This is a genomic window from Streptomyces shenzhenensis (assembly GCF_003688995.1).
In the GTDB taxonomy this organism is placed as follows: Bacteria; Actinomycetota; Actinomycetes; order Streptomycetales; family Streptomycetaceae; genus Streptomyces; species Streptomyces shenzhenensis_A.
Genome location: NZ_PENI01000002.1, coordinates 547,425 through 571,915 on the forward strand (window position 1 = coordinate 547,425; position 24,491 = coordinate 571,915).

The 24,491-nt window shown below is 70.5% G+C and carries 21 protein-coding genes; 10 read left to right on the forward strand and 11 right to left on the reverse strand.

Annotated elements, in window-relative coordinates:
• Positions 1-53: 53 nt before the first annotated feature.
• Positions 54-926: a glycerophosphodiester phosphodiesterase gene (locus tag CTZ28_RS05345; RefSeq protein ID WP_121888042.1), complete on the reverse strand. Its 873-nt coding sequence runs from the start codon at positions 924-926 to the stop codon at positions 54-56.
• 274 nt (positions 927-1,200) lie between these two features.
• Between CTZ28_RS05345 and CTZ28_RS05350 the strand changes: the two genes are divergently transcribed.
• From CTZ28_RS05350 to CTZ28_RS05375, 6 genes are all read left to right on the forward strand, one after another.
• The gene (locus CTZ28_RS05350) at positions 1,201-2,088 is read left to right on the forward strand and encodes an MHYT domain-containing protein (protein WP_121888043.1); all 888 of its coding nucleotides are present in this window, start codon (positions 1,201-1,203) and stop codon (positions 2,086-2,088) included.
• A gap of 40 nt (positions 2,089-2,128) precedes the next feature.
• Positions 2,129-4,276 carry an excinuclease ABC subunit UvrB gene (gene uvrB / locus CTZ28_RS05355; protein WP_121888044.1) on the forward strand — a complete coding sequence of 716 codons (2,148 nt, stop codon included), beginning with the start codon at positions 2,129-2,131 and terminating at the stop codon, positions 4,274-4,276.
• 160 nt (positions 4,277-4,436) lie between these two features.
• A complete protein-coding gene (locus CTZ28_RS05360) occupies positions 4,437-5,015 on the forward strand; it encodes a TerD family protein (RefSeq protein WP_121888045.1) in 579 nt (192 codons plus the stop codon).
• A gap of 55 nt (positions 5,016-5,070) precedes the next feature.
• The gene (locus CTZ28_RS05365) at positions 5,071-7,083 is read left to right on the forward strand and encodes a TerD family protein (RefSeq protein WP_121888046.1); all 2,013 of its coding nucleotides are present in this window, start codon (positions 5,071-5,073) and stop codon (positions 7,081-7,083) included.
• A gap of 224 nt (positions 7,084-7,307) precedes the next feature.
• Entirely contained in the window at positions 7,308-8,312 is a 1,005-nt protein-coding gene (locus tag CTZ28_RS05370; RefSeq protein WP_121888047.1) for a TerC family protein, read from the forward strand.
• A gap of 248 nt (positions 8,313-8,560) precedes the next feature.
• Positions 8,561-9,658: a calcium:cation antiporter gene (locus tag CTZ28_RS05375; RefSeq protein ID WP_121888048.1), complete on the forward strand. Its 1,098-nt coding sequence runs from the start codon at positions 8,561-8,563 to the stop codon at positions 9,656-9,658.
• Here the strand turns inward: CTZ28_RS05375 and CTZ28_RS05380 are convergent.
• Positions 9,648-10,919 (reverse strand): MFS transporter, encoded by a 1,272-nt coding sequence (locus CTZ28_RS05380; protein WP_121888049.1) that lies wholly within the window; start codon positions 10,917-10,919, stop codon positions 9,648-9,650. The two genes, CTZ28_RS05375 and CTZ28_RS05380, sit on opposite strands and share 11 nt — an antisense overlap.
• Positions 10,920-11,124: 205 nt before the next feature.
• Here CTZ28_RS05380 and aroQ point away from each other — a divergent pair, with 205 nt between their 5' ends.
• Positions 11,125-11,598, forward strand: a complete 474-nt coding sequence (aroQ, locus tag CTZ28_RS05385) for a type II 3-dehydroquinate dehydratase (protein ID WP_121888050.1) — start codon at positions 11,125-11,127, stop codon at positions 11,596-11,598.
• A gap of 70 nt (positions 11,599-11,668) precedes the next feature.
• On the opposite strand, the gene CTZ28_RS05390 is transcribed toward aroQ, so the two are convergent.
• The 6 genes from CTZ28_RS05390 to CTZ28_RS05415 form a co-directional block, all read right to left on the reverse strand.
• Positions 11,669-12,436, reverse strand: coding sequence for an amino acid ABC transporter ATP-binding protein (locus tag CTZ28_RS05390; protein ID WP_121888051.1), 768 nt, complete (start codon positions 12,434-12,436; stop codon positions 11,669-11,671).
• Complete coding sequence (locus CTZ28_RS05395) at positions 12,433-13,365, reverse strand: amino acid ABC transporter permease (RefSeq protein WP_121888052.1); 933 nt, start codon at positions 13,363-13,365, stop codon at positions 12,433-12,435. Before CTZ28_RS05395 ends, CTZ28_RS05390 begins: the two co-directional genes overlap by 4 nt.
• Positions 13,362-14,243, reverse strand: coding sequence for an ABC transporter substrate-binding protein (locus CTZ28_RS05400; protein WP_121888053.1), 882 nt, complete (start codon positions 14,241-14,243; stop codon positions 13,362-13,364). The genes CTZ28_RS05395 and CTZ28_RS05400 overlap by 4 nt, the downstream gene beginning before the upstream one ends.
• Before the next feature lie 446 nt (positions 14,244-14,689).
• Positions 14,690-15,061 carry a hypothetical protein gene (locus tag CTZ28_RS05405; protein WP_121888054.1) on the reverse strand — a complete coding sequence of 124 codons (372 nt, stop codon included), beginning with the start codon at positions 15,059-15,061 and terminating at the stop codon, positions 14,690-14,692.
• Between the two features lie 126 nt (positions 15,062-15,187).
• Positions 15,188-15,838: an MBL fold metallo-hydrolase gene (locus tag CTZ28_RS05410; RefSeq protein ID WP_121888055.1), complete on the reverse strand. Its 651-nt coding sequence runs from the start codon at positions 15,836-15,838 to the stop codon at positions 15,188-15,190.
• 45 nt (positions 15,839-15,883) lie between these two features.
• Positions 15,884-16,573: a maleylpyruvate isomerase family mycothiol-dependent enzyme gene (locus CTZ28_RS05415; protein ID WP_121888056.1), complete on the reverse strand. Its 690-nt coding sequence runs from the start codon at positions 16,571-16,573 to the stop codon at positions 15,884-15,886.
• A 224-nt stretch (positions 16,574-16,797) separates the two neighbouring features.
• On the opposite strand from CTZ28_RS05415, the gene uvrA reads away from it, so the two are divergent.
• Complete coding sequence (gene uvrA, locus CTZ28_RS05420) at positions 16,798-19,848, forward strand: excinuclease ABC subunit UvrA (protein WP_121888057.1); 3,051 nt, start codon at positions 16,798-16,800, stop codon at positions 19,846-19,848.
• Positions 19,849-20,079: 231 nt separating this feature from the next.
• On the opposite strand, the gene CTZ28_RS05425 is transcribed toward uvrA, so the two are convergent.
• Together CTZ28_RS05425 and CTZ28_RS05430 are read right to left on the reverse strand one after the other, a co-directional pair.
• Positions 20,080-20,991: a carbohydrate kinase family protein gene (locus CTZ28_RS05425; protein WP_121888058.1), complete on the reverse strand. Its 912-nt coding sequence runs from the start codon at positions 20,989-20,991 to the stop codon at positions 20,080-20,082.
• A complete protein-coding gene (locus tag CTZ28_RS05430) occupies positions 20,988-22,112 on the reverse strand; it encodes a LacI family DNA-binding transcriptional regulator (RefSeq protein WP_121888059.1) in 1,125 nt (374 codons plus the stop codon). Before CTZ28_RS05430 ends, CTZ28_RS05425 begins: the two co-directional genes overlap by 4 nt.
• A 263-nt stretch (positions 22,113-22,375) precedes the next feature.
• Here CTZ28_RS05430 and CTZ28_RS05440 point away from each other — a divergent pair, with 263 nt between their 5' ends.
• Complete coding sequence (locus CTZ28_RS05440) at positions 22,376-22,801, forward strand: Rieske (2Fe-2S) protein (RefSeq protein WP_121888061.1); 426 nt, start codon at positions 22,376-22,378, stop codon at positions 22,799-22,801.
• A gap of 26 nt (positions 22,802-22,827) precedes the next feature.
• Here the strand turns inward: CTZ28_RS05440 and CTZ28_RS05445 are convergent, their stop codons facing one another.
• Positions 22,828-23,775 (reverse strand): hypothetical protein, encoded by a 948-nt coding sequence (locus CTZ28_RS05445; protein ID WP_121888062.1) that lies wholly within the window; start codon positions 23,773-23,775, stop codon positions 22,828-22,830.
• A gap of 324 nt (positions 23,776-24,099) precedes the next feature.
• Between CTZ28_RS05445 and CTZ28_RS05450 the strand changes: the two genes are divergently transcribed.
• Positions 24,100-24,474 carry a hypothetical protein gene (locus CTZ28_RS05450; protein ID WP_121888063.1) on the forward strand — a complete coding sequence of 125 codons (375 nt, stop codon included), beginning with the start codon at positions 24,100-24,102 and terminating at the stop codon, positions 24,472-24,474.
• The last annotated feature ends 17 nt before the right edge of the window (positions 24,475-24,491 follow it).

Below are 24,491 nucleotides of genomic sequence, written 5' to 3' on the forward strand. Positions count from 1 at the left end.
CCACTGACAACGCCCCGGCGCCGGTCGGTCCTGAGGCGTTCCGCTGCGCGGGCTCAGGACGCGCTCAGCGCCTTCCGCACCACGTCGGGCCGGTTCGTGATGATGCCGTCGACGCCGTACCCGGCGACGTTCCGGGCGGTCGACGCGTCGTCCACGGTCCAGGCGAACACCCCGAGCGGCCTGCCGTGCGGCCCCTTGTAGGAGTGCACTGTGGTGACGTAGTCCCTGGAGACGGACTTGTGGGACGGGTTGATCAGGTCGGTGAAGCCGGCGTAGGTGTGCAGGTCGGCCGCCGGGGGCGTGCCGAGGTAGCCGGTCGTGAGGCCCGGCTTCAGGTCGTGCACGATCCGCAGGCTGTCCGTGCTGAAGCTCTGCACGACGAGCCGTCCTAGGTGCTGCCGGTCCAGCCAGCCCTCGTTGCCGAGGAGCTTGAGGGTCTCCCGCTCGATGCCCGGGTACAGTTCCGGACTCTTGATCTCCAGGAGCAGTTTCTCGTGGTTGTGCTCGACCCGGCGCAGGTACTCCTTGAGCGTCGGCACGCGCGTGCCCGCGTACGCGGGTCCGAACCAGCTGCCCGCGTCCAGGCGGGCGATCTCGGCCGCGGTGAAGTCCTTCACCTTCCACGGCGCCCGGCCCGGGAACACCTTCTCGGCGTTCGTGGTGCGGGTCAGGCTGTCGTCGTGGATGACGACGAGTTCACCGTCCTTGGTCCGCTGCACGTCGTTCTCGACCCAGCTGAAGCCCCTTCGGGCCGCCTCGTCGACGGCGGGCAGTGTGTTCTCCGGGGCGTAGGCGGAGGCGCCCCGGTGGGCGACGATCGTGACCTGGCCGCCGGGGCTGCCGGCCCGGGCGTCGTGGGTCGGCGTCACCAGCGCGGCGACCCCCAGGAGCGCGACCGTCGTTACGGCGATGACACGCGCACGCATGCGTACTCCTCACCTCGGGCGAAAGCGGACGGTATCAGAGTGACAGCAGAGAGTAGAGGTGGCGGGGTGCAGGATGAGCACAGTTTGGACCGAGATGCCCGTGGTCGCTCACCGGTGCCGCACAAGTGGGGCAAGGCGTGTTTCTTTGCCGGAAAATCGTTCGTCCGTTCCTGTGGGGGTCATACTCTCTGTCAACCCTGACCGCCCGAGCGGTCCTGGGACGGGGGCGCACACCAGATAGTCCGGGACGCAAGAGGCGGAAGGGCAGCCGCGCATGCAGGGCACGGTCGACGACTTCAGTTACGGGGCCGTCACCCCGTTGGTGGCCTTCCTGATGGCCTGCCTCGGCGGCGCCCTGGGCCTGCGCTGCACTACCAGATCCCTGCTGGTGTCCCAGTCCAGGCGTCCCGCCTGGCTCGCCCTTGGCTCGGCCGCCATCGGCTCCGGTATCTGGACCATGCACTTCGTCGCCATGATGGGGTTCACCGTCGCGGAGATCCCGGTCCACTTCGACAAACCGCTCACGTACGCCAGCCTCGCCATCGCCATCATCATGGTGGGCGTCGGGATCTTCATAGTCGGCTACCGCGGCGCCACCGGAACGGCGCTGTTCACCGGTGGAACGATCACCGGCTTGGGCATCGCCTCGATGCACTACCTCGGCATGGCGGGCATACGCCTGGACGGGCGGCTCGAATACAACACCGTCGCCGTCGCCGTCTCCGTCGTGATAGCGGTCGTGGCCGCCACCACCGCTCTGTGGGCCGCCGGACAGGTGCGTGGCTTCCTGTGGAGCGTGGGCGCCAGCCTCGTCATGGGACTCGCGGTCACCGGCATGCACTACACCGGTATGGCCGCCCTCACCGTGCACGTCCACGGCTCCGCCACGGCCATCGGCGGCTCCTCGCCCGCGGCCCTGCTCGCGCCCATGCTGATCGGCCCCCTCACCTTCCTCCTGCTCGCGGGCGTCGTCGTGATGGTCGACCCGTTGATGATCGCGGGCCGGCCCGCCCGGCCCACGCAGGAGCGCAAGCCGGGCGTCCCCGCCGGCGCGTTCGCCCCGCACCCGCGCCGCCACCCGGCGGTTCCGGCAGGCCCGCCGCGGATCCGCCAGGGAGCCGGCCAGGGGCACCACAGCTCACGCACCCCGCAGAACCGCTGATCGGAGCCCGTTGTCAGTGCGGGGTCGTACGGTGGATGGCATGCGGCCCGTTTCCCACATCGAACGCACGGTGGCGCCCTTCGAGGTCGTCAGCCCCTACCAGCCCAGCGGCGACCAGCCGACGGCCATCGCCGACCTGGCCAAGCGCATCGGGGCCGGTGAGAAGGATGTCGTCCTGCTGGGCGCGACCGGCACCGGCAAGTCCGCCACCACGGCGTGGATGATCGAGAAGCTCCAGCGCCCCACGCTCGTGATGGCGCCGAACAAGACACTGGCCGCGCAGTTGGCCAACGAGTTCCGCGAGCTGCTTCCGAACAACGCGGTCGAGTACTTCGTCTCGTACTACGACTACTACCAGCCCGAGGCCTACGTCCCGCAGTCGGACACCTACATCGAGAAGGACTCCTCGATCAACGAGGAGGTGGAGCGCTTGCGGCACTCCGCGACCAACTCGCTGCTCACCCGCCGCGACGTCATCGTGGTCGCCTCGGTCTCCTGCATCTACGGCCTCGGCACGCCACAGGAGTACGTGGACCGGATGGTCCCCCTCCGGGTGGGCGACGAGATCGACCGCGACGAGCTGCTGCGCCGCTTCGTGGACATCCAGTACGCGCGCAACGACCTGGCGTTCGCCCGCGGCACCTTCCGCGTCCGCGGCGACACCATCGAGATCTTCCCGGTGTACGAGGAACTCGCCGTCCGCATCGAGATGTTCGGCGACGAGATCGAGGCGCTGTCCACGCTCCATCCCCTCACCGGCGAGATCATCAGCGACGACGAGCAGCTGTATGTCTTCCCCGCCTCGCACTACATCGCCGGTCCCGAGCGCATGGAGCGGGCCGTCAACGACATCGAGAAGGAGCTGGGGGAGCGCCTGGCGGAGCTGGAGAAGCAGGGCAAGCTCCTGGAGGCCCAGCGGCTGCGGATGCGCACCACGTACGACATCGAGATGCTCCGCCAGATCGGCACCTGCTCCGGTGTGGAGAACTACTCGATGCACTTCGACGGCCGCTTGCCCGGCTCCCCGCCCAACACCCTGCTGGACTACTTCCCGGACGACTTCCTGCTCGTCATCGACGAGTCGCACGTCACCGTCCCGCAGATCGGCGCCATGTACGAGGGCGACGCCTCCCGCAAGCGCACCCTCGTGGAGCACGGCTTCCGCCTGCCCTCCGCCCTGGACAACCGCCCGCTGAAGTGGGAGGAGTTCCAGGAGCGCATCGGGCAGACCGTCTACCTGTCGGCCACCCCGGGCGCCTACGAGCTGTCGCGCTCCGACGGGGCCGTGGAGCAGATCATCCGCCCCACCGGCCTGGTCGACCCGGAGGTCGTGGTCAAGCCCACCGAGGGCCAGATCGACGACCTGGTGCACGAGATCCGCAAGCGGACCGAGAAGGACGAGCGCGTCCTGGTCACCACGCTCACCAAGAAGATGGCCGAGGACCTCACGGACTACTTCCTCGAACTCGGCATTCAGGTCCGCTATCTGCACAGCGACGTGGACACCCTGCGCCGCGTCGAGCTGCTGCGGGAGCTGCGCTCGGGCGAGTTCGACGTCCTGGTGGGCATCAACCTCCTGCGTGAGGGCCTCGACCTGCCCGAGGTCTCCCTCGTGGCGATCCTCGACGCCGACAAGGAGGGCTTCCTGCGCTCCGGTACGTCGCTGATCCAGACCATCGGCCGAGCGGCGCGCAACGTCTCCGGTCAGGTCCATATGTACGCCGACAAGATCACCCCGGCGATGGAGCGGGCCATCGAGGAGACCAACAGGCGCCGGGAGAAGCAGATCGCCTTCAACAAGGCCAACGGCATCGACCCGCAGCCGCTGCGCAAGAAGATCAACGACATCGTCGCGCAGATCGCCCGCGAGGAGGTCGACACCGAACAGCTCCTCGGCACCGGCTACCGCAAGTTGAAGGACGGCAAGGGCGCCAAGGCCTCGGTCCCGTCGCTCGGCGACAAGGCGGCCAAGGGCGCGAAGCCCGCCAAGCCCGCCAAGGGCAAGGCCAAGGAAGCGGTGCCGACGGACCGCCCCGCGGCCGAACTCGCCGAGCAGATCGAGGAGATGACGGAGCGCATGCGTGCCGCCGCCGCGGACCTGCAGTTCGAGATCGCGGCCCGGCTGCGCGACGAGGTCTCCGAGATGAAGAAGGAACTGCGTCAGATGAGGGAGGCGGGGCTGGCCTGAGCCCCGCGTCCGACCGCCCCGACCCCGGCATGTGCGCGGAGTGTTGCAACACCGACACAAAGCGCGGGCCGGGGTTCGGCACTGTCAGTGGCGGTGCGTAGGGTTCTGGTCAACCGCGGATACCGCGGCAACAGGGGAAACACCGAGAGGGGAAGCAGCCGTGACCGTCAACATGACCAAGGGTCAGGCCATCAGTCTGGAGAAGAAGGACGGGGGCACCCTGACCGCGGTCCGCATGGGTCTCGGCTGGCAGGCGGCCCCGCGCCGCGGTCTGTTCGGCTCCCGCACGCGGGAGATCGACCTGGACGCCTCCGCGGTGCTGTTCGCCGACAAGCAGCCGGTCGACGTGGTGTTCTTCCGCCACCTGGTGAGCGACGACGGCTCCGTGCGTCACACCGGTGACAACCTCGTCGGTGGCGCGGGCCAGGGCGGCGACGACGAGTCCATCCTCGTCGACCTCCAGCGCGTGCCCGTCCACATCGACCAGATCGTCTTCACCGTGAACTCCTTCACGGGGCAGACCTTCCAGGAGGTGCAGAACGCGTTCTGCCGCCTGGTCGACGAGACCAACGGCCAGGAACTCGCCCGCTACACGCTGGCCGGCGGTGGCGCCTACACCGCCCAGATCATGGCCAAGGTGCACCGGTCCGGCGCCGGCTGGGCGATGACCGCTCTCGGCACCCCGGCCAACGGCCGCACCTTCCAGGACCTGATGCCGGCGATCCTGCCGCACCTGTAGGACGACCGGCGACACCGACGAGCGGCGCACGACACCACGACACAGGGGGAAGGCGATGACGGCCGAACTGGTACGCGGGCAGAACCACCCGCTCTCCCAGGCCCGGCTCGAGATCCGGATCACGGCCGGCGTGCCGGTCGTGGCGGGCGCCGCGCTCAGCGACGAGAACGGCACGGCGCGCGGTGACGAGTGGGTCGCCCACCCGGGCGCGCCCACGCTGCCCGGTATCGAGGTGTCCCGGCAGGCGGCCGCCGACCATCGGCTGGCCGTGGACCTGGCGGCCATGCCCGAGGCCGTGCACCGGGTCAATGTGTTGCTCGCCCTGCCCTCGGGGGCGGGCGGCCCGCTCCGCTTCGGCGCCGTCACCGCCCCCCGTGCGGCGGTCACCGGCCTCGACGGCACGGAGATCGCCCGCTACACCCTGACCGGTCTCGACGCCGAGTCGGCCGTGGTGGCCCTGGAGCTGTACCGCAGACAGGGCGGCTGGAAGGTGCGCGCCGTCGGACAGGGCTATGCGGGCGGCCTCGCCGCGCTCTTCACCGACCTGGGGATGCCCGGGGCCGGTGAACTCGCGGGCGGCATCCAGGAGGCGGTGGCCCGGGGCCTGGCCCGGTCGGTCGCGGCACCCCCGCCGCGCCCGGCCGACGGCGACCGCACCCGCCGGGCCGCGGCGCCCGCGGCCGGCGCCGACCAGCCGGGCTCCGCGTCCCGCGCCGCCGACCCGGTGCCGCCGCGGCCCGCCCATCCGTACGAGGCGTCCGGCCCCTACGCGGCCCAGACACCGGCGGGGCCGGGGGAGCGCGGGTACGAGCCCACGGCGGACTCGGCACAGCCCACCGCGGCCACCGGTAGCCCCATCGACTACACCCATCCGAATCGCGGACACGCGACGGCGCCGCCGCCCCCGCCGCAGGCGCCGCCCGCCCCGCCGGGCTCGCCCGCGCCACCCGTGGCGGGCGACGCGGCCGGCTGGTCCCTCGACGAACGGCTCTACAACCAGGTCTGGGGCATGTTCGAGGACCTGGCCCGGACGGCGGCCGCATACCGCAGCGCCGTCGACTTCGCGGACTCCCGCATGGAGAAGGAGCTGGACCAGGTACTGTCCGACCCGCGCAGCAGGCTCGGCTCGTCCGGCGATGCCGCGCGGGAGGCGGCCCGTGCCAAGCGTGCCCAGCTCGTCGATCAGGCGGCGGCGGTCCTCGACCGCGACCTGGCCCAGCTCACCGCCGAGGCCGGGGTCGTCGAGCCCGCGTTTCCGCCGGCGTACGCACGCTGGGACAACCCCGTCTGGCACGGGTACCGCGTGCCGACGGAGCCCCCGATGGCCCTGCGGCTGGGCGACCTCCATCTGCCGGAGAGACCGGCGCTGCGCATACCGCTGCTGATGCGACTGCCTCTGGAGCGGGGACTGTGGATCGACAGCGGCCCCACGGCGGCGGACGTCTCGGCCCTGGACTCCGGTGAACTGCGGCAGCGCGCGATGGAAACGGCGGTGTCGGTCGCGGCCCGGCTGCTCGCCGCCCACCCGGCGGGCGACTTCGCCGTCCATGTGATCGATCCGGCCGGTTCGGCGGCCCGGGAACTCGCTCCGCTGGTACGGGCGGGCGTGCTGGCCGCCTCACCCGCGACCGGTGCCGCGGGCGTCACACAGGCCCTGGGCGGGCTCACCCAGCGTGTCGACCTGGTGCAGATGGCGCTGCGCGGCGGCGCCACCGATGCGCTGCCGCCCGGTCTCGACACGGCCCGGCATCTGCTGATCGTCAATGACTTCCCGCACGGTTTCGACGACCGGGCCGTCACGGCGCTGCGCTATCTCGCGGACGAGGGTCCGTCGGTCGGTGTCCATCTGCTGATGGTCGCGGACCGCCAGGACGCCGCCGCGTACGGCCCTTTGCTGGACCCGCTGTGGCGTTCGCTCATGCGACTCACACCAGTGCCCGACGATCATCTCGCCGACCCCTGGGTCGGCCATGCCTGGACGTACGAGCCGTCGCTCGTCCCGCCGGGCAGCCAGGTGCTCGACCATGTGCTCGCCCAGGTGGCCATCGCCCGTACCAAGATCCAGTAAAGGGCCTCTGACCAGGCGATTTGATCATTCTTTTGCCAATCCCTTTACCTTTACTTGGTGATTGGGGTACTGTCCTTTGCACGGAGGGGAGTACTCCCTGTCTGCTGCGGCGTTCCCGTCAATACGGATCAGGCCAGATCCCGGGGCGCCGGCCCGTTTCGGGTGGAAGAGACCTCCGGTAGCGACGACGCTGACTCTTTGCCCGTTCACGTACCGGAGGCGCAGTGGATGTATCCGTGGCCCTGTGGGTCCTGACCATCGCGGGGCTCGCCGCCCTGATCTCGGTCGATTTCTTCATCGGCCGTAAACCCCACGACGTGTCGATCAAGGAAGCCGGCATCTGGACGGCCGTCTGGATCGCCCTGGCCGGGCTCTTCGGCCTGGGTCTGCTCGTCTTCAGCGGCGGCCAGCCGGCCGGCGAGTTCTTCGCGGGCTTCATCACCGAGAAGTCGCTGAGCGTCGACAACCTCTTCGTCTTCGTCCTGATCATGGCGAAGTTCGCGGTGCCCTCGCAGTACCAGCAGCGCGTGCTGCTCATCGGCGTCCTCATAGCCCTGGTCCTGCGGGCCGTCTTCATCGCCGCGGGAGCCGCGATCATCGCGAGCTTCTCCTGGGTCTTCTACCTCTTCGGCGCCTTTCTGATCTGGACCGCCTGGAAGCTGATCCAGGAGGCCAGGGCGGAGGAGCAGGACGAGGAGTACGAGGAGAACAAGCTGCTGAAGGCCGCCGAGCGCAGGTTCGGCGTGGCCGACCGCTACCACGGCACCAAGCTGTGGATCCAGCAGAACGGCAAGCGCGTCATGACGCCGATGCTGGTCGTGATGCTCGCGATCGGTACGACGGACGTGCTGTTCGCGCTGGACTCCATCCCCGCGATCTTCGGCCTCACGCAGGACCCGTACATCGTCTTCACCGCCAACGCCTTCGCCCTGATGGGCCTCAGGCAGCTGTACTTCCTCATCGGCGGACTGCTCAAGAAACTGGTCCACCTCTCGTACGGCCTGTCGGTCATCCTCGCCTTCATCGGCGTCAAGCTGGTGCTGCACGCCTTGCACGAATCGGGGGTGCACGTCCCGGAGATCAGCATCCCGGTCTCGCTCGGCGTGATCTGCGGCGTCCTGATCGTCACGACGATCACCAGCCTGATGGCGAACAAGAAGCAGGCGGCGGCCGAAGCGGCGCAGTCGCCGACGCCCGGCCACGGACCGAAGGACAGCATCGACGCCTGACCACGGCCGACGCTGGACAAGACGCACACGAAATCAGTCAGCACGGGAGCGGTGTGCGGCGTCAGGCCGCTCACCACTCCCGCTGCTCCGCCGGGCGCTGAGCGTTCCCGCCCCTCCGCGGGCGGGCGCGGGTTCAGGCCGACGCACCCGGCAACTCCGAACGGACGGGGATCCGAGCCACGCTCGACCCCCTTCGCCATCGAAAGGACCGGAATGCGAACCCTGTACGCCTCTGCCACCATCGCCGCATGATCCCTCGGCTCAGGTCGCTCACTCAGTGGACGCTCCTCGTGCCGGTGCTCGCGGTCGTCCTTCTCGCCCTCACCTGGGGCCGTAATCTGCCCGGTGCCGTCGTCGCGCTGGTGACCGTGATCCTCGCCGGGTCCGTCCTGGCAGCCGTGCACCATGCCGAGGTGGTCGCCCACCGGGTCGGCGAACCCTTCGGCTCCCTCGTCCTCGCCATCGCCGTCACCATCATCGAGGTCGCTCTGATCGTCACCCTTATGGTTGACGGCGGCGACAAGAGTTCAACACTGGCCCGGGACACGGTCTTTGCCGCGGTGATGATCACCTGCAACGGCGTGGTGGGACTCTGTCTCCTCGTCGGGTCCCTGCGCCACGGCACCGCCGTCTTCAACCCCGAGGGCACCGGCGCCGCACTGGCGACCGTCGCGACCCTGGCCACACTCAGCCTGGTGCTGCCGACCTTCACCACCAGCAAACCGGGCCCCGAGTTCTCCGGTGTGCAACTGACCTTCGCGGCACTCACCTCACTGGTTCTCTACGGACTGTTCGTGGCCACCCAGACCGTCCGGCACCGCGACTACTTCCTGCCGATCACCCGCCAGGGCGAGGTGATCACCGCGGACGACCACGCGGCGGCGCCGTCCGCGCGCACCGCCTGGATCAGCCTCGGCCTGCTCGGCCTGGCCCTGGTCGGCGTGGTCGGCCTCGCCAAGGGTGTGTCGCCGACCATCGAGTCCGGGGTGGAGGCCGCCGGCCTGCACCATGCGGTCGTCGGTGTGATCATCGCGCTGCTGGTGCTGTTGCCCGAGACGATCGCCGCGCTCCGCTCCGCCCGTCGCGACCGGGTGCAGACGAGTCTGAATCTCGCCCTCGGCTCGGCGATGGCCAGCATCGGGCTGACCATCCCCGCCGTCGCCCTCGCCTCCGTCTGGCTCTCCGGACCGCTGGTCCTCGGCCTCGGCTCCACACATATGCTGCTGCTGGCCCTGACCGTGGTGGTCAGCTCCCTGACGGTCGTGCCGGGCCGTGCCACGCCGCTCCAGGGAGGGGTGCACCTGGTGCTGTTCGCGGTCTATCTGGAACTGGCGATCAACCCGTGACCGGCTCGGCCGCCACCGTCGGCACCGGACGGGTCTCCGGCAGCAGGGCGAAGCACCCGAGGCTGAGCAGCGCCACCGCGGTCAGATAGGCGCCCACACTCCAGGGGACGCGCCCCGAGTGCTCGGCGAGCGCGGTCGCCACGATCGGGGTGAGCGCGCCGCCGAGGACTCCGCCGAGGTTGTAGCCCACCGCGGCGCCGGTGCAGCGCAGCCGGGCCTCGTACAGCTCCGGCAGATACGCGGCGATCACCGCGAACATGGTGATGAACGCGACCAGCGCGCCCAGGAAGGCGAGGAACATGAGCAGCGGCTCCCCGGTGGCCAGGAGCGCGACCATCGGGAACATCCACAGGGCGGCGGCGGTGCACCCGCTCAGGCACATGGCTCGCCGCCCGAAGCGGTCGCCGAGCAGGGCCATGACGGGCGTGAGCGCCCCCTTCACCACCACGGCGGCCATGACACAGGTCAGCATGACGGAGCGGCTCACCCCGAGCCGCTCCGTCCCGTAGGCGAGGGACCAGGTGGTCACGGCGTAGAACACGGCGTACCCCACCGCGAGCGCTCCGGCGGTCAGCAGCACCAGCCGCCAGTGGTGCCGGACGACGTCGACGAGCGGCACGCGCGCGTGGTCCTCGATGGCCAGGAACCGGGGACTTTCGGTGAGCGAGGAGCGCAGCCACAGCCCGGCCAGGGCGAGGGCCCCGGCCGCCCAGAACGGCACCCGCCAGCCCCACTGCGCGAACTGCGCGTCGGACAGCGACGCCGACAGGGCCAGCAGCACGGCGTTGGCGAGCGCGAAGCCCACCGACGGCCCCACCTGCGGAAAGCTGGACCACAGGACACGCCGTCCGGGAGGCGCGTGCTCCGCGGTCAGCAGCACCGCCCCGCCCCACTCGCCGCCGAGCCCCAGCCCCTGCACGAAGCGCAGGACGAGCAGCAGCACGGGCGCGGCCACCCCGATCGTCGAGTACGTCGGCAGACACCCCACGGCGACCGTCGACACGCCGGTGAGCAGCAGCGAGATGATGAGGACCGGCCGCCGGCCCCGTCGGTCCCCCATGTGCCCGAACAGCACGGAACCCAGCGGCCGGGCCACGAACCCCACGGCGAACGTGGCGAAGGCGGCCAGTGTCCCCGCCAGCGGCGAGAACGTCGGGAAGAACAGCGGCCCCAGGACGAGGGCCGCCGCGGTCCCGTAGACGAAGAAGTCGTAGAACTCGATCGCGCTGCCGATGAGAGAGGCGGCAGCGAGCCGCAGCATGGAAGGTGCCCTTACGGTGCGTACATCGTGCATGGCGCTTCAGCTACCCACAGTGATGGGCGGTTACGGGGGCGTGCGGAGGCGAGGCGCGCGTCAGTAGATCACCGTGATGCGCCGGGCCGGCCACCGTGCCGACGCACCGTGATAGACCGGGTCCCAGAAGCGGTCGTCCACGCACCGCCACCCCGAACGGACCGGAGGAACCGTGCCCCGCACCCTGGCCAACGCCCCGATCATGATCCTCAACGGGCCCAATCTGAACCTGCTCGGCCAGCGCCAGCCCGAGATCTACGGCTCCGACACCCTCGCCGACATCGAGGCCCTGTGCGCCAAGGCCGCGGAGGCGCACGGCGGCACGGTGGACTTCCGGCAGTCCAACCACGAGGGCGTACTCGTCGACTGGATCCACGAGGCGCGGCTCAACCACTGCGGGATCGTCATCAACCCCGGTGCCTACTCGCACACGTCCGTCGCGATTCTGGACGCGCTCAACGTCTGTGACGGCCTGCCCGTGCTGGAGGTCCACATCTCCAACATCCACAAGCGCGAGTCGTTCCGGCATCACTCGTACGTCTCCCTGCGCGCCGACGGCGTCATCGCGGGGTGCGGAGTGCAGGGGTACGTGTTCGGCGTGGAGCGGGTCGCCGCGCTGGTGGGCGCGGCCCAGGCCGACGCATAGGGACGCACAGGTTTGAAAGCCCGCTGTCGACTTAAAGGCCTTGAAAGGCCGTCGTCTTGATGCTGTAGCCCTAGAGGCGGCCCGCTTCCACGATCCGTCGCAGGAAGCGCCGGGTGCGCTCCTGCTGCGTGTCCTCGAAGACCTGCTCCGCGGTGCCCCGCTCCAGCACCACGCCACCGTCGAGAAAGCAGACCTGGTCGGCCACGTCCCGGGCGAAGCCCATCTCGTGCGTCGCCAGCACCATGGTCATGCCGTCGTTCTTCAGATCGCGGACCACGGTGAGCACTTCGCTCACCAGCTCGGGGTCGAGGGCCGCGGTGATCTCGTCGAGCAGCAGCAGCCGTGGGCGCACCGCCAGGGCCCGCACGATCGCCACCCGTTGCTGCTGGCCGCCGCTCAACCGGTCCGGATACGCCCGCGCCCTGTCGCCAAGACCGAGCCGCTCCAGCAGCGCCACGGCGCGCTCCTCCGCCTCCGCGCGCGTCACCCCGTGCACCCGGCGCGGGGCGAGCGTGATGTTCTCCAGCACCGTCATGTGCGGAAAGAGGTTGTACGCCTGGAAGACCACGCCGATACGGCGCCGTACCGCGTCCTGGTCGACCCCGGGGCCGGTGATCTCCTCGCCGTCCAGCCAGATCGCGCCGTCGTCGATCTCCTCCAGGAGATTGGCGCAGCGCAGCAGCGTCGACTTGCCGGAGCCGGAGGCGCCGATCAGCGCCGTGACCGTGTGCGGAGCGACCTCCAGACCGACGTTCCGCAGGACCACCGAGCCGCCGAAGGTCTTGCGGACGGACTCCATGCGCAGCACGGGGGAGCCGTCCGTGTGCGTGGTGCTCATATCGCCCCTCCTTGGGCCCGCTGCCGGTCCATCCGGGCCGTCACCCAGTCCGTGCAGCGGGTCATCGGTATGGTCAGCGCGACGAAGACCAGTCCCGCGACGATGTACGGCGTGTAGTTGAGGCTGCGGCCCACGATGATGTCCGCGGCCCGCACGGCGTCCACGGCGCCGCCGATGGACACGAGACCCGTGTCCTTCTGGAGTGACACCAGGTCGTTGAGCAGCGGCGGCACCTGGCGGCGCACGGCCTGGGGCAGCACCACATGGCGCAGCGTCTGCCGGTTGGTGAGGCCGAGCGAGCGGGCGGCGGCCCGCTGCGAGGGGTGTACGGACTCGATGCCGGCGCGGAACACCTCGGCGACGTACGCCGAGTACGTCAGGGTCAGTGCCGTGCCGCCCAGCAGCACCGGATCGACCGTCACGCCCTGCAGCCGCAGCGCTGGAACGCCCAGCACCACGATCATCAGATTGATGATCAGTGGCAGCCCGCGGAAGAAGTCGGTGTACGCGGCGGCCAGCACCCGCAGGGGGAAGAACACCGGGCCGCGCAGCGTGCGCGCGACGGCGATCAGCATGCCGAGGACCAGGACGGCGATGCCGCAGACGAGCAGCAGCCGGACGTTCAGCCAGAGCCCTTCGAGGACCTTGGGGAACGCCTCGCGCGCGTACTGTCCATTGAAGAACGTCTCCTTGGTGCGCGGCCAGCCGGGCGCGCTGACGACGATCAGATACAGGACGGCGGCCGTGGCCAGCGTCGAGAGCGCTGCCACGGCCGTGGCGCGCCGGGCCCGGACGCGTTTGTGGCGCTCGCGCTCGAGCCGCCGTCGCGACGGGACGTAGCCGTCGTCGACGGCGTCCGTCCCATCACCCGGCAGCCGGCCGCCGTCGTCCGCGTCCTCCCGGCCGGACCCGCCCTTCGTGACCGTCACTTGAGCACCGGGGCGTCGACGGCATCGGACAGCCACTGTGTCTCGATACCGGCGAGCGTGCCGTCCTTGCGCAGCGCGTCGACGGCCCGTGTCACACACGGGGTGAGCGCGCTGCCCTTGTCGAGCACGAGCCCGAACTGCTCGGGCGTGTCGCCCTGGTCCTCGAACTGGCCGACGATCTCGGCGTCGGTGATCTCTGCGGCCGTGATGTAGAACGCGGTCGGCAGGTCCGCGACGATGGCGTCGACCTGACCGTTCTGCAGAGCGGATTTCGCCTGGTCGTTCTTGGCGTACACGGCGGCCTCCTGCTTCGGCCGTACCACGTCGGTGATGTAGTCGAGGCTGGTGGTGCCCACTTGGGCGCCCAGCTTGAGCCCCGCCAGGTCCGCGATGCGCGTCGCCTTCGCGGCCTTCGTGCCCTTGAGCGCGATGACGGCCTGGCGCACGTCGTAGTAGCCGGAGGAGAAGTCCACGGCCTTCTTGCGCTCGGCACTGATCGACACCTGGTTGATGTCGAAGTCGAAGGTCTTTGCCCCGGGCGCGAAGGCCTTGTTGAAGGGGACGCTCTGCCAGACGACGGCATCCCGGTCGTACCCGAGCTGCCGGGCCACCGCGTACGCGACCGCCGATTCGAAGCCCTTCCCGTTGGCGGGCTCGTCGTCCTTGAACCATGGTGCGTAGGCCGGTTCGTCGGTCGCGACGGTCAGCTTGCCGGCCGTCTTGGTGTCCAACTCGCCCTTGGCACAGGCCGTCCCGGCCGAACCGGACGGCGTGGCGGCCGCCTTCTCCTCGGGCTGCGGAGCGCAGGCGACGGCGGTGGCGAGCAGGGCTATGGCGACGGCGACGGCGCCACGCAGGGCGCGAGGGGCAGGATGCATGGCGGGAGAGTGGCAGTGAATGCCGCGCTTGTCGAGGTCATGATGGTCATGGTCCGCATGCTGGGAACGGGTGTTGCCGCCGTGTGAACAGCACCCATGCCCGCCGGTTTCCGCCCCCCAGCCGATGGCCCGTGCCCGCCTGCCCGCCGCCTGGGCCGCCGGCCGAGGGCGGGATGGGGTGGCCGACGGCCCGTACCGCCCAGGAGCCGTCATCCTGCGCGGGGCTGCTTCCAGTTGACCGCGCATCAGCGCGCTCCGGGAGCGCGCACGCGCACCCGATGTGTGCGAATGGTTCACACGGGGCGCGCGTCGCTACCCCGCGCGGGGCGTACGAGCCGAGTGTGCGCCGGTGCAAGAGCGAAGCTCGCGCGCCCGGCGCTCATGGCAGGCGCATGCGCGGCGCATGCGTGCAGGCCGAGCCCGCCTGGCCGCATCGGCGTTTGCCGTCAGAGGTCGGTCCTGCCCCCGAAGTGCTCTGGAACCTGCTCGCGCAGTGTCCGCTCCACCTCCCGGAAGTCCTGTTCCTGACCGAGGCGAGAGCGCTGAAGCGCGGAGCGCAGACCCTTGATCAGGCTCTCCAGCCGTATCTCGTCGCCCAGTTGGCCGACACGGCGTGCCTCGGCCAGGAGACCGGAGAGGGCCCCCACCGCGGCGTCCCTGTCCTCCTCCCAGAGCCAGGCGAACACATTGCCGAACGGCTCTCCCGGGATGACGACTTCGGCGTCCCGGCCGAAGTGAGCGATTTCTTCGGCCTCGCTACGGATGAAACCGCTGAGCAAGTGCTCGAACGTCCGATGAGGAACCCCTATGCGGTCCATGCATGTCCCTTCGCCGGCGACTGCCAGGGACATCGTGACGGGCTCGGCGACGCCGCGACAGGGGGCGACGCGACGGAGCCGGGCCGAGCCCGGCTGCTCGCCTCTGTCAGGCGAACGCCCGGGGGCCTACCAGCCGCGGGCGAGCCATTCCTGGATGTGAGGGCGTTCCGCCCCGAGGGTGGTGTCGTTGCCGTGGCCCGGGTAGATCCACGTCTCGTCCGGCAGGGTGAAGACCTTCGCTTCGAGCCCGGACATGAGGCTCTGGAAGTCCGCGGGGCGTGTCGTCCGGCCCGGCCCCCCGGGGAAGAGGCAGTCCCCGGTGAAGACGTGCGGGTGGCCGTGCGGGTCGTCGTAGACCAGTGCGATCGACCCCGGGGTGTGCCCCACCAGGTGGCGCGCGGTCAGCTGGACCTGCCCCACCCGGATGACATCGCCGTCGTCGACCGGGACGTCGGTCGGCACCGGGATGCCGTCGGCGTCGGCCCGGCCCGCGAACGTACGCGCACCCGTGGCCGCCACCACTCGGTCGAGCGCCTGCCAGTGGTCACCGTGCTGGTGCGTGGTGACGACGGAGGCGATGCCGTCGTCACCGATCATGCCGAGCAGTGTCTCCGCGTCGTTGGCGGCGTCGATCAGCAACTGCTCGTCCGTGGCCCGGCAACGCAGCAGATAGGCGTTGTTGTCCATCGGCCCGACCGCGATCTTGGTGATCATCAGGTCCTTGAGCTCGTGCACGTCCGCCGGTCCGCCGACCGTCACCGCTCCGCTGTACGTCATGACCGTCAGCCTATAGCGGGGGAGCGGCCCCGGAACCCCGCACGGCTACAGCGGAGGCAGCGTCGGCAACGGGCCGCCCTCGGTCCGCAGGACGGAGCCGTCGCGCCGCCCGGCCAGCCAGCCGAGCAGGTCGGCGGCCGGACCCTCGACGGTGATCGGACCGCCGTCGGCACCGCCGCCCGTGGCCCACTTCCGGCCCTCGTCGTCGGTCAGGCTCGTCGCGGGCACGTCACGGTGGCCGCGGAAGCGCTCCGTGAGGAAGTCGATCTCGCGTGCCACGAACTCCGCCGGAAGGTCCTCCAGCTCGTACCCGATCCCGAGGTCCACGTGGTGCAGCTCGACCTCGACCCAGCGCCGGAACGGCACCCGGGACGCCGAGTCGACGACCCCGTTGCGCAGCTCCACCTGCCGTGCCCAGTCCGCGGGCGCGGCGCCCACGTTCTGGAAGCGGGCCGCGCTGTCGCGCAGGTCGGCGAGCTGGACGTCCAGGGGGCGCGCGGCGTCGCGCTCGATGTCGGCGTCGCGCGCCTCGGCCGAGTCGTACATGGCACGCCCCTCCAGGACGTTCACGAGCGCGTCCGCGTTGCGGGCGAGGTGAGCCAGGATGTGGCCACGGGTCCAGTCGCGCAGCCGTGACGACTCGGTCACGGCCGCGTTGTCCAGTACGGCGGCTGCGATGAGGAGCCGGTCGGACGCGGTACGTACAGACGCCAGGTCGTGGGCGTGATCAATCATGGGGCCGACCTTAGCCCCGCCACTCCTTCGGGTGAAGGTTGTGGGGCTGGACCGCAAATCGAATGTGCGTGCTATATCGTCGGGGGCGGCGTCGGGCATGCTGGATGGCCCGGGATTGTTGTGGAAGCTGGAATGCGACCGGCGTTGTCAGAGGCTCCCCCTAGGCTGAAGAAGCACGGGGGCTCCGACCCCTGTCACTTCTCTGAAGAAAGGTGCGGACCGGCGTGGCCGACCGTCTCATCGTCCGTGGCGCGCGCGAGCACAATCTGAAGAATGTCTCGCTCGACCTGCCGCGCGACTCGCTCATCGTCTTCACGGGCCTGTCGGGGTCGGGTAAGTCCTCGCTGGCCTTCGACACCATCTTCGCCGAGGGACAGCGGCGCTACGTGGAGTCGCTGTCCTCCTACGCCCGGCAGTTCCTCGGGCAGATGGACAAGCCGGACGTCGACTTCATCGAGGGCCTGTCCCCGGCTGTCTCCATCGACCAGAAGTCGACCTCGCGCAACCCCCGCTCCACGGTCGGCACCATCACCGAGGTCTACGACTACCTGCGTCTGCTCTTCGCGCGCATCGGCAAGCCGCACTGCCCCGAGTGCGGCCGCCCCATCTCGCGCCAGTCGCCGCAGGCCATCGTCGACAGGGTCCTGGAACTGCCGGAGGGCAGCCGCTTCCAGGTGCTCTCGCCCCTCGTGCGTGAGCGCAAGGGCGAGTTCGTCGATCTGTTCGCCGATCTTCAGACGAAGGGCTACAGCCGTGCGCGCGTGGACGGGGAGACCGTCCAGCTCTCCGACCCGCCCACGCTGAAGAAGCAGGAGAAGCACACCATCGAGGTGGTCGTCGACCGCCTCACGGTGAAGGACTCCGCCAAGCGCCGCCTCACCGACTCCGTGGAGACCGCCCTCGGTCTGTCCGGCGGCATGATCGTGCTCGACTTCGTCGACCTCCCGGAGGACGACCCCGAGCGCGAACGCATGTACTCGGAGCACCTGTACTGCCCCTACGACGATCTGTCCTTCGAGGAACTGGAGCCCCGCTCCTTCTCCTTCAACTCGCCCTTCGGTGCCTGCCCCGACTGCACCGGCATCGGCACGCGCATGGAGGTCGACCCGGAGCTGATCGTCCCGGACGAGGACAAGTCCCTCGATGAGGGCGCCATCCACCCCTGGTCGCACGGGCACACCAAGGACTATTTCGGCCGTCTCATCGGCGCCCTGGCGGACGCCCTCGGATTCCGCACGGACATCCCCTTCGCCGGCCTTCCGCAGCGGGCCAGGAAGGCCCTGCTGTACGGCCACAAGACGCAGATCGAGGTGCGCTACCGCAACCGGTACGGGCGCGAGCGCGTGTACACGACGCCCTTCGAGGGAGCCGTCCCCTTCGTCAAGCGCCGGCACAGTGAGGCCGAGAGCGACGCCAGCCGCGAGCGCTTCGAGGGCTATATGCGCGAGGTGCCCTGCCCCACCTGCGAGGGCACGCGCCTCAAGCCGATCGTCCTCGCGGTCACGATCATGGAGAGGTCGATCGCCGAGGTCTCCGCGATGTCGATCAGCGACTGCGCGGACTTCCTGGGCGAGCTGAAGCTGAGCGCCCGGGACAAGAAGATCGCCGAGCGGGTGCTGAAGGAGGTCAACGAGCGGCTGCGCTTCCTGGTCGACGTCGGCCTGGACTACCTCTCGCTGAACCGTGCCGCAGGCACGCTCTCCGGCGGCGAGGCCCAGCGCATCCGCCTGGCCACCCAGATCGGCTCCGGGCTGGTCGGCGTCCTGTACGTCCTCGACGAACCGTCGATCGGTCTGCACCAGCGCGACAACCACCGGCTCATCGAGACCCTGGTCCGGCTGCGCGACATGGGCAACACGCTCATCGTCGTCGAGCACGACGAGGACACCATCAAGATCGCCGACTGGGTCGTGGACATCGGCCCCGGCGCGGGCGAGCACGGCGGAAAGGTCGTGCACAGCGGCTCCCTCAAGGAACTGCTCGCCAACGAGGAGTCGCAGACCGGTCAGTACCTGGCGGGCCGGAAGTCCATCCCGCTGCCCGACGTGCGGCGCCCGCAGGACCGGTCCCGCCGGCTCACGGTGCACGGGGCCCGGGAGAACAACCTCCAGGACATCGACGTGTCCTTCCCGCTGGGCGTGTTCACGGCCGTCACCGGCGTGTCAGGCTCCGGCAAGTCGACGCTGGTCAACGACATCCTCTACACGCACCTGGCCCGCGAGCTGAACGGCGCCCGCAGTGTGCCCGGGCGGCACACACGCGTGGACGGTGACGACCTCGTCGACAAGGTCGTGCACGTCGACCAGTCGCCCATCGGCCGCACGCCCCGGTCCAACCCGGCGACGTACACCGGCGTCTTCGACCACGTCCGCAAGCTGTTCGCCGAGACGACCGAGGCGAAGGTCCGCGGCTACCAGCCCGGCCGCTTCTCCTTCAACGTCAAGGGCGGCCGCTGCGAGAACTGCGCCGGCGACGGCACGATCAAGATCGAGATGAACTTCCTCCCGGACGTGTACGTGCCGTGCGAGGTCTGCCACGGCGCCCGGTACAACCGGGAGACCCTGGAGGTCCACTACAAGGGCAAGTCCATCGCCGAGGTCCTGAACATGCCGATCGAGGAGGCCCTCGACTTCTTCGAGGCCGTCCCCGCGATCGCCCGCCACCTCAGGACCCTGCACGACGTCGGCCTCGGCTACGTCCGGCTGGGTCAGTCCGCGACCACCCTGTCCGGCGGCGAGGCCCAGCGCGTCAAGCTCGCCAGCGAACTCCAGCGCCGCTCCACGGGACGCACCGTCTACGTCCTGGACGAGCCGACCACCGGTCTGCACTTCGAGGACATCAGCAAGCTGCTGAAGGTCCTGTCCGGCCTGGTGGAGAAGGGCAACACGGTCATCGTCATCGAGCACAACCTCGATGTGATCAAGACCGCCGACTGGGTCGTCGACATGGGCCCCGAGGGCGGTGCCGGCGGCGGGCTCGTCGTCGCCGAGGGCACACCGGAAGAGGTCGCCGGGGTCCCGGCGAGCCATACCGGCAAGTTCCTGCGCGAGATCCTCGGCGCCGAGCGCATCAGCGACGCGGCGTCGGTGCCGGCCCCGCGCGGAGCCTCCGCCAGGAAGACCGTCGCGGCCAAGTCGACGGCGAAGAAGACGGCCACGGCCAGAACGGCGAAGACCGCCAACAACACGGCGACCAAGAAGGCCGCAGGGGTCACCAAGAAGGCGGCACCCGCGAAGAAGACGACACGGACACGCAAGGCTCAGCCGGGCGTCTGACCTCCGGCGCCTGGCGGCAGTCACATCCTGACACATCATCAAAAAGACGGCGCCCCGCGGGAACTCCCCGCGGGGCGCCGTTCGTTCCATCAATAGCCAGCCCGGTCCTGCGGTCTCACCGCTCCCACGAACCGCAGGCCCGGCCGAACCTTGACAACAACATCAAGGAACCAGCCCCCGAAGGGCCCGGAAGGGCCCTCGAAGTCGCCGCGCCCCTCTCGCCGCTCACCCCTACAACTCGCCCAGTTCGGCGGCGTACGGCGGCTCCGCCCCCGCACGCGAGCACGTGATCGCCGCCGCACGTGCCGCGAACCGCAGCAGCCGTGTCCAGCCGTCCGCGCCCAGGCCCGCGAGCGCCTCGGCGGACAGGGAGTCCTGCGCGGACAGTCCGTGCAGGAGGGCCGCGTTCACCGTGTCACCGGCCCCGATCGTGTCGACGACATCGACCTTCTCACCCGGTACGGAGTACTCCGCGCCGTCCCGGGTGAAGGCGGTGAGCCCGTCACCACCCCGGGTGACCACCACGGCCGAGGGCCCCGCGGCCAGCCACTCGCGCGGGCTGCCGCCCAGCCACTCGGCATCCTCCTCCGAGAGCTTCAGCAGCGTCACGGAGGGCAGCCAGCTCCGGAAGCGGGCCTGGTAGGCGTCCGGGTCCGAGATCAGGACGGTCCGGATGTTCGGGTCGAGCGCGGTGAACAGTCCCTGCCCGGCGGCGGTCCGCATCAGCTCCTCGTAGGCGCTCGCCCCCGGTTCCAGGACGAGTGAGCAGGTGCCGAAGGACAGGGCGCGCGCCCCGGCCGGGAGGGCGGCCGGGGCCGCGAAGAGGCGGTCGGCGGTGCCCTCGACGTAGAAGGAGTAGGCAGCTGAGCCGCTCCCGTCGATGGTGGCGACCGCGAGGGTCGTCGGCTCCGCGCCGCGCTGCACACCCGAGACATCGACGCCCGCCCCGCGCAACCCGTCGAGCAGGGCCTCGCCGAAGGCGTCGTGGGAGGTGCGGGAGCAGAAGGCGGTCGGGGAGCCCAGGCGGCCGAGGGCCACGGCCGTGTTGTAGGGGCCGCCGCCGAGCGCCGGCTTCAGCTCCGCCAGGGCACCCGTGCCCTGCGGTACCAGGTCGATCAGGGCCTCACCGGCGACGACGATCACGAGACGCTTCCTTTCCTGGGCTGTTCGGGTTGGTCCGGTCGCCCGGGTTGTCGTGGGTGTTGAGCGGGCTCCGGCGGCCCGGTCCTGACGAGGGGCTCCGGGCAGCCGCACGATGTGCGGTGTACGAAGGCGCACGGCAGCCGGACCGTCCGCGCGGGCCGGTCCGGTGCGCCCAGGCGGTCCAGCAGTACACGGACGGCCTGCGCGCCGATCTCCCTGCTGGGCTGGGCGATCGCGGTGAGCCGGGGCGAGAAGAGGTCCGCCCATGCGAAGTCGTCGAAGCAGCACAGGGCGATGTCGTCCGGTACTCGCAGACCGCGGTCCCGCAGGGCCCGCAGGGCACCGATGGTCATCGCGTTGTTGGCGGTGACGAGTGCCGTGGGCGGAGCGGCGAGGGACAGCAGGGCCGCCGTCGCCCCCTCGGCACCGGCCGACTCGGAGTTGCCCGGCACCACGAGGCGTTCGTCGTGGGGCAGACCGGCGGCGCTGAGGCCGTCCCGGTAGCCGGTGATCCGTTCGCCGGTGGTGCTGAGCCCGGGCAGCCCGGCGACCAGGCCGATCCGGCGATGCCCCAGTTCGGCGAGATGGGCGACCAGCAGTGCCATGGACTCGGTGCCCTCGGCACAGACCTGGTCGAAGGGTGGCGTGCCGGTGGTGGGCCCGTCGAGGTGGTCGTCGATCAGCCGGTCCAGGAACACGGTGGGTACGGCATGGCGGCCCAGGTAGGCGACGAGGTCGCGCGGATCGGCGGACGGGGCGACGATCATGCCGTCCACCCGTCGCTCGTGGAGCAGTTGGACGACCTTGTGTTCGTGCCGTGGGTCGTCGTGGGGGTCGGCGATCAGCAGGCTGTAGCCGGCTTCCAGGGCACCGGCCTCGACGCCCTGGAGGATCTCGGTGAAGTAGGGGTTGCTGATCGCCGACACCGCGAGCCCGATGGAGCGGGTCCGGGAGGTCACCAGGGAGCGGGCGAGGGTGTTGGGCGTGTAGCCGAGCCGGTCGATCGCGTCCAGCACCGCCTGACGGGTGTGGGGCAGCACGGGACGCGTGTCGTTCAGCACATGGGAGACGGTCGCCACGGAGACTCCGGCGCTCCGTGCGACGTCGGCCATCGTGGGCATCGCGCTTCCTCCCGGCGGGCCGTGGCAGTCCTTCTGGCCGCGAAGGTATCTCATTCGTCGGTGCGCGTAAACGCTTGCGCAAGCGTTTACGCCGACGCAGGCTCATCTCGCCCTCGCCCTCGCCCTCGCCCTCGCCCTCGCCCTCGCCCTCGCCCTCGCCCTCGCCCTCGCCCTCGCCCTCGCTCGGCGACCCGGGACGGATCGCCCGGCGGGGTGCCGGATAGGGTCGGTCCCGCACCACCCCCTGACCAGTGGAGACCCCGATGTCCGCCCGCCGCTCCGCAAGCCGTCGTACCGTCCTTCGAGGAGCCGCCGTGGCTCCGGTCGCCGGGCTCGGTCTCGCCGCCTGCTCGGCAGTGGGCGGGACGACGTCGGACGCGACACCGACGGCTCCGGTCGAACTCGGCGCCGAGAGCGAGGTCGCCCAGGGCGGCGCCCAGCTGTACACGAACCACAATGTCGTGGTCAGCAGGGACGCGCAGGGCACGCTGAAGGCGTACAGCACGATCTGCACGCACGGCGGGTGCCCCATCAACAAACTGGAGGGGACGACGCTGATCTGCCCCTGCCACGGGAGCGAGTTCGACGCCATGACGGGCAAGGTGGTCCAGGCTCCGGCCACCGTGCCGCTTCCCGAGCTGCCGGTGAAGGCGTCCGGCGGCAAGCTCATCGCGGGGCCCGGCGCCTGATCGGCGGGTCTGCCGGGCGGCCGGGCTCAGCTCCAGTCCCAGCCGATCCCGATGATGCCCGGCCGTACCCGCGGCTCGACCAGGTGCACCGAGTGGTGCACCCCGCTGAGCGGAAGTTCCTGCCGGCCGCTGCGCGGCGCCGCCGCGGAGTGCTGGGTGAAACGGTGGCACCGGGCCGGGAGCGCGTCCGCGTCGAACCGCACCTGGAGGGCGTACTGGCCGCCGGGGAAGGTGAAGTCGCGCAGGTACTCGCGCGAGGGTCCGGCCGTGCCGTCCTCGACGCCGTACCGGAACAGGAAGGTGTCGCCGGAGCGCAACCGGGTGCCGAAGAGCAGTTCGGCGACCAGGACACCGGTGTCCTGGTCCCAACGGACGCGTCCCGTGCGGCAGTTCTCCAGGGCATGCACCGTCATCCGGTCGGGCGCGCAGCCCGGGTCGCCGTGGTGGACGGCTACGAAGCGGTCGGCCCCGTCCCGGTGCGCCCGCACGATGTGGTGCGACTCGCGGCCGGCCAGTTCCCGGCGTGCGCCCACCCGTACCCGCTCGTGGTGGCCCAGCGCGTGCAGCCCGCCGTCGAGGCTCCAGCCCAGCTCGGCCTGGAGCCGGTTCAGCACACCGGAGGCCTCCATCCGGGAGCGGTACGAACGGGCCGCGGGGCGCTGGCCGGCCGTGCCCTCGTCGGTCTCGGCGAGCAGCCGGATCAGTGACTCCTCCGGCAGCTTGAGTATCTCCTCCAGCGCGCGTACGGCCCGCAGCGACTCCGGGCGCTGTGGCCGCCGGGCACCCTGCTGCCAGTAACTCAGGCTCGTGACACCGACCTTGACCCCGTGCCGCGACAGGTGGTGCTGGACGCGCTGGAGCGGCAGTCCGCGGGCGGCGATCGCGGCACGCAGCGCGACATGGAAGGGGCCGCCCCGCAGGGCCGTGTCCAGTTCCTTGCTGGCGAGGTCCGCGTGCTGTGTGCCGTGCCGCATGCACAGGGGCCTTTCTGTGAGGGTTCGCTACGGCGGGTCAGACCGTTCGCGCGGGCCTTCGGGGTCACCGCGGTGGCGCCGGGGCGCCCGCGTATCCGTACGCTGATCCGTGCGCCGCCGTTCACGGCCCCGAGTTCCACCGCATTGAAGCGTGTTGACCGACCCCCGACAACACCTCGGGCCCAGCCGCGGTATGCGGTCGGCCGCCGCGGCTGCGGCACACGCTCGGCCCCCTCGATCGCCGACCGCCCCGCACGGCCGGCCACCGTGCCCCGCCCCGCACGGCGTCCCGCCACCTCGCGCCCGGGGTGGCAGGATCGCCGTGTGACGGAGTCCTGGACCCTGGCCGACGGATCTGCGGCGCTCAGGGGCGACGAGGCGGTCGAGTTGCTGCGGCGGCGGATCGCCGTGGGCGGCCTCGAAACGTGGCTGACAAGCCGCGCGGGGCGGTCGCTCGCCGTGGTCAGCAACGCCGAGCGGGCGATGGTGCTGCTGCTCGACGCGGAGGGTGAGCCGGAGGGGCATGCGGTGGACCCTGTGGCGTGGGGGACGAGCGGCGGTTTCGTCCTCGCGAACGGGCAGTGCGACGTGTACCCCGACCGGGACACCGTGCCCCTCGCGGAGGCGTTCCGGACCGTCCGGCGGCTGATCGCCACGGGGGAGCCGCCGACGGGCGCCGGGTGGGCCGTGGACCGCTGAGCCACGGGGTGCGGCGT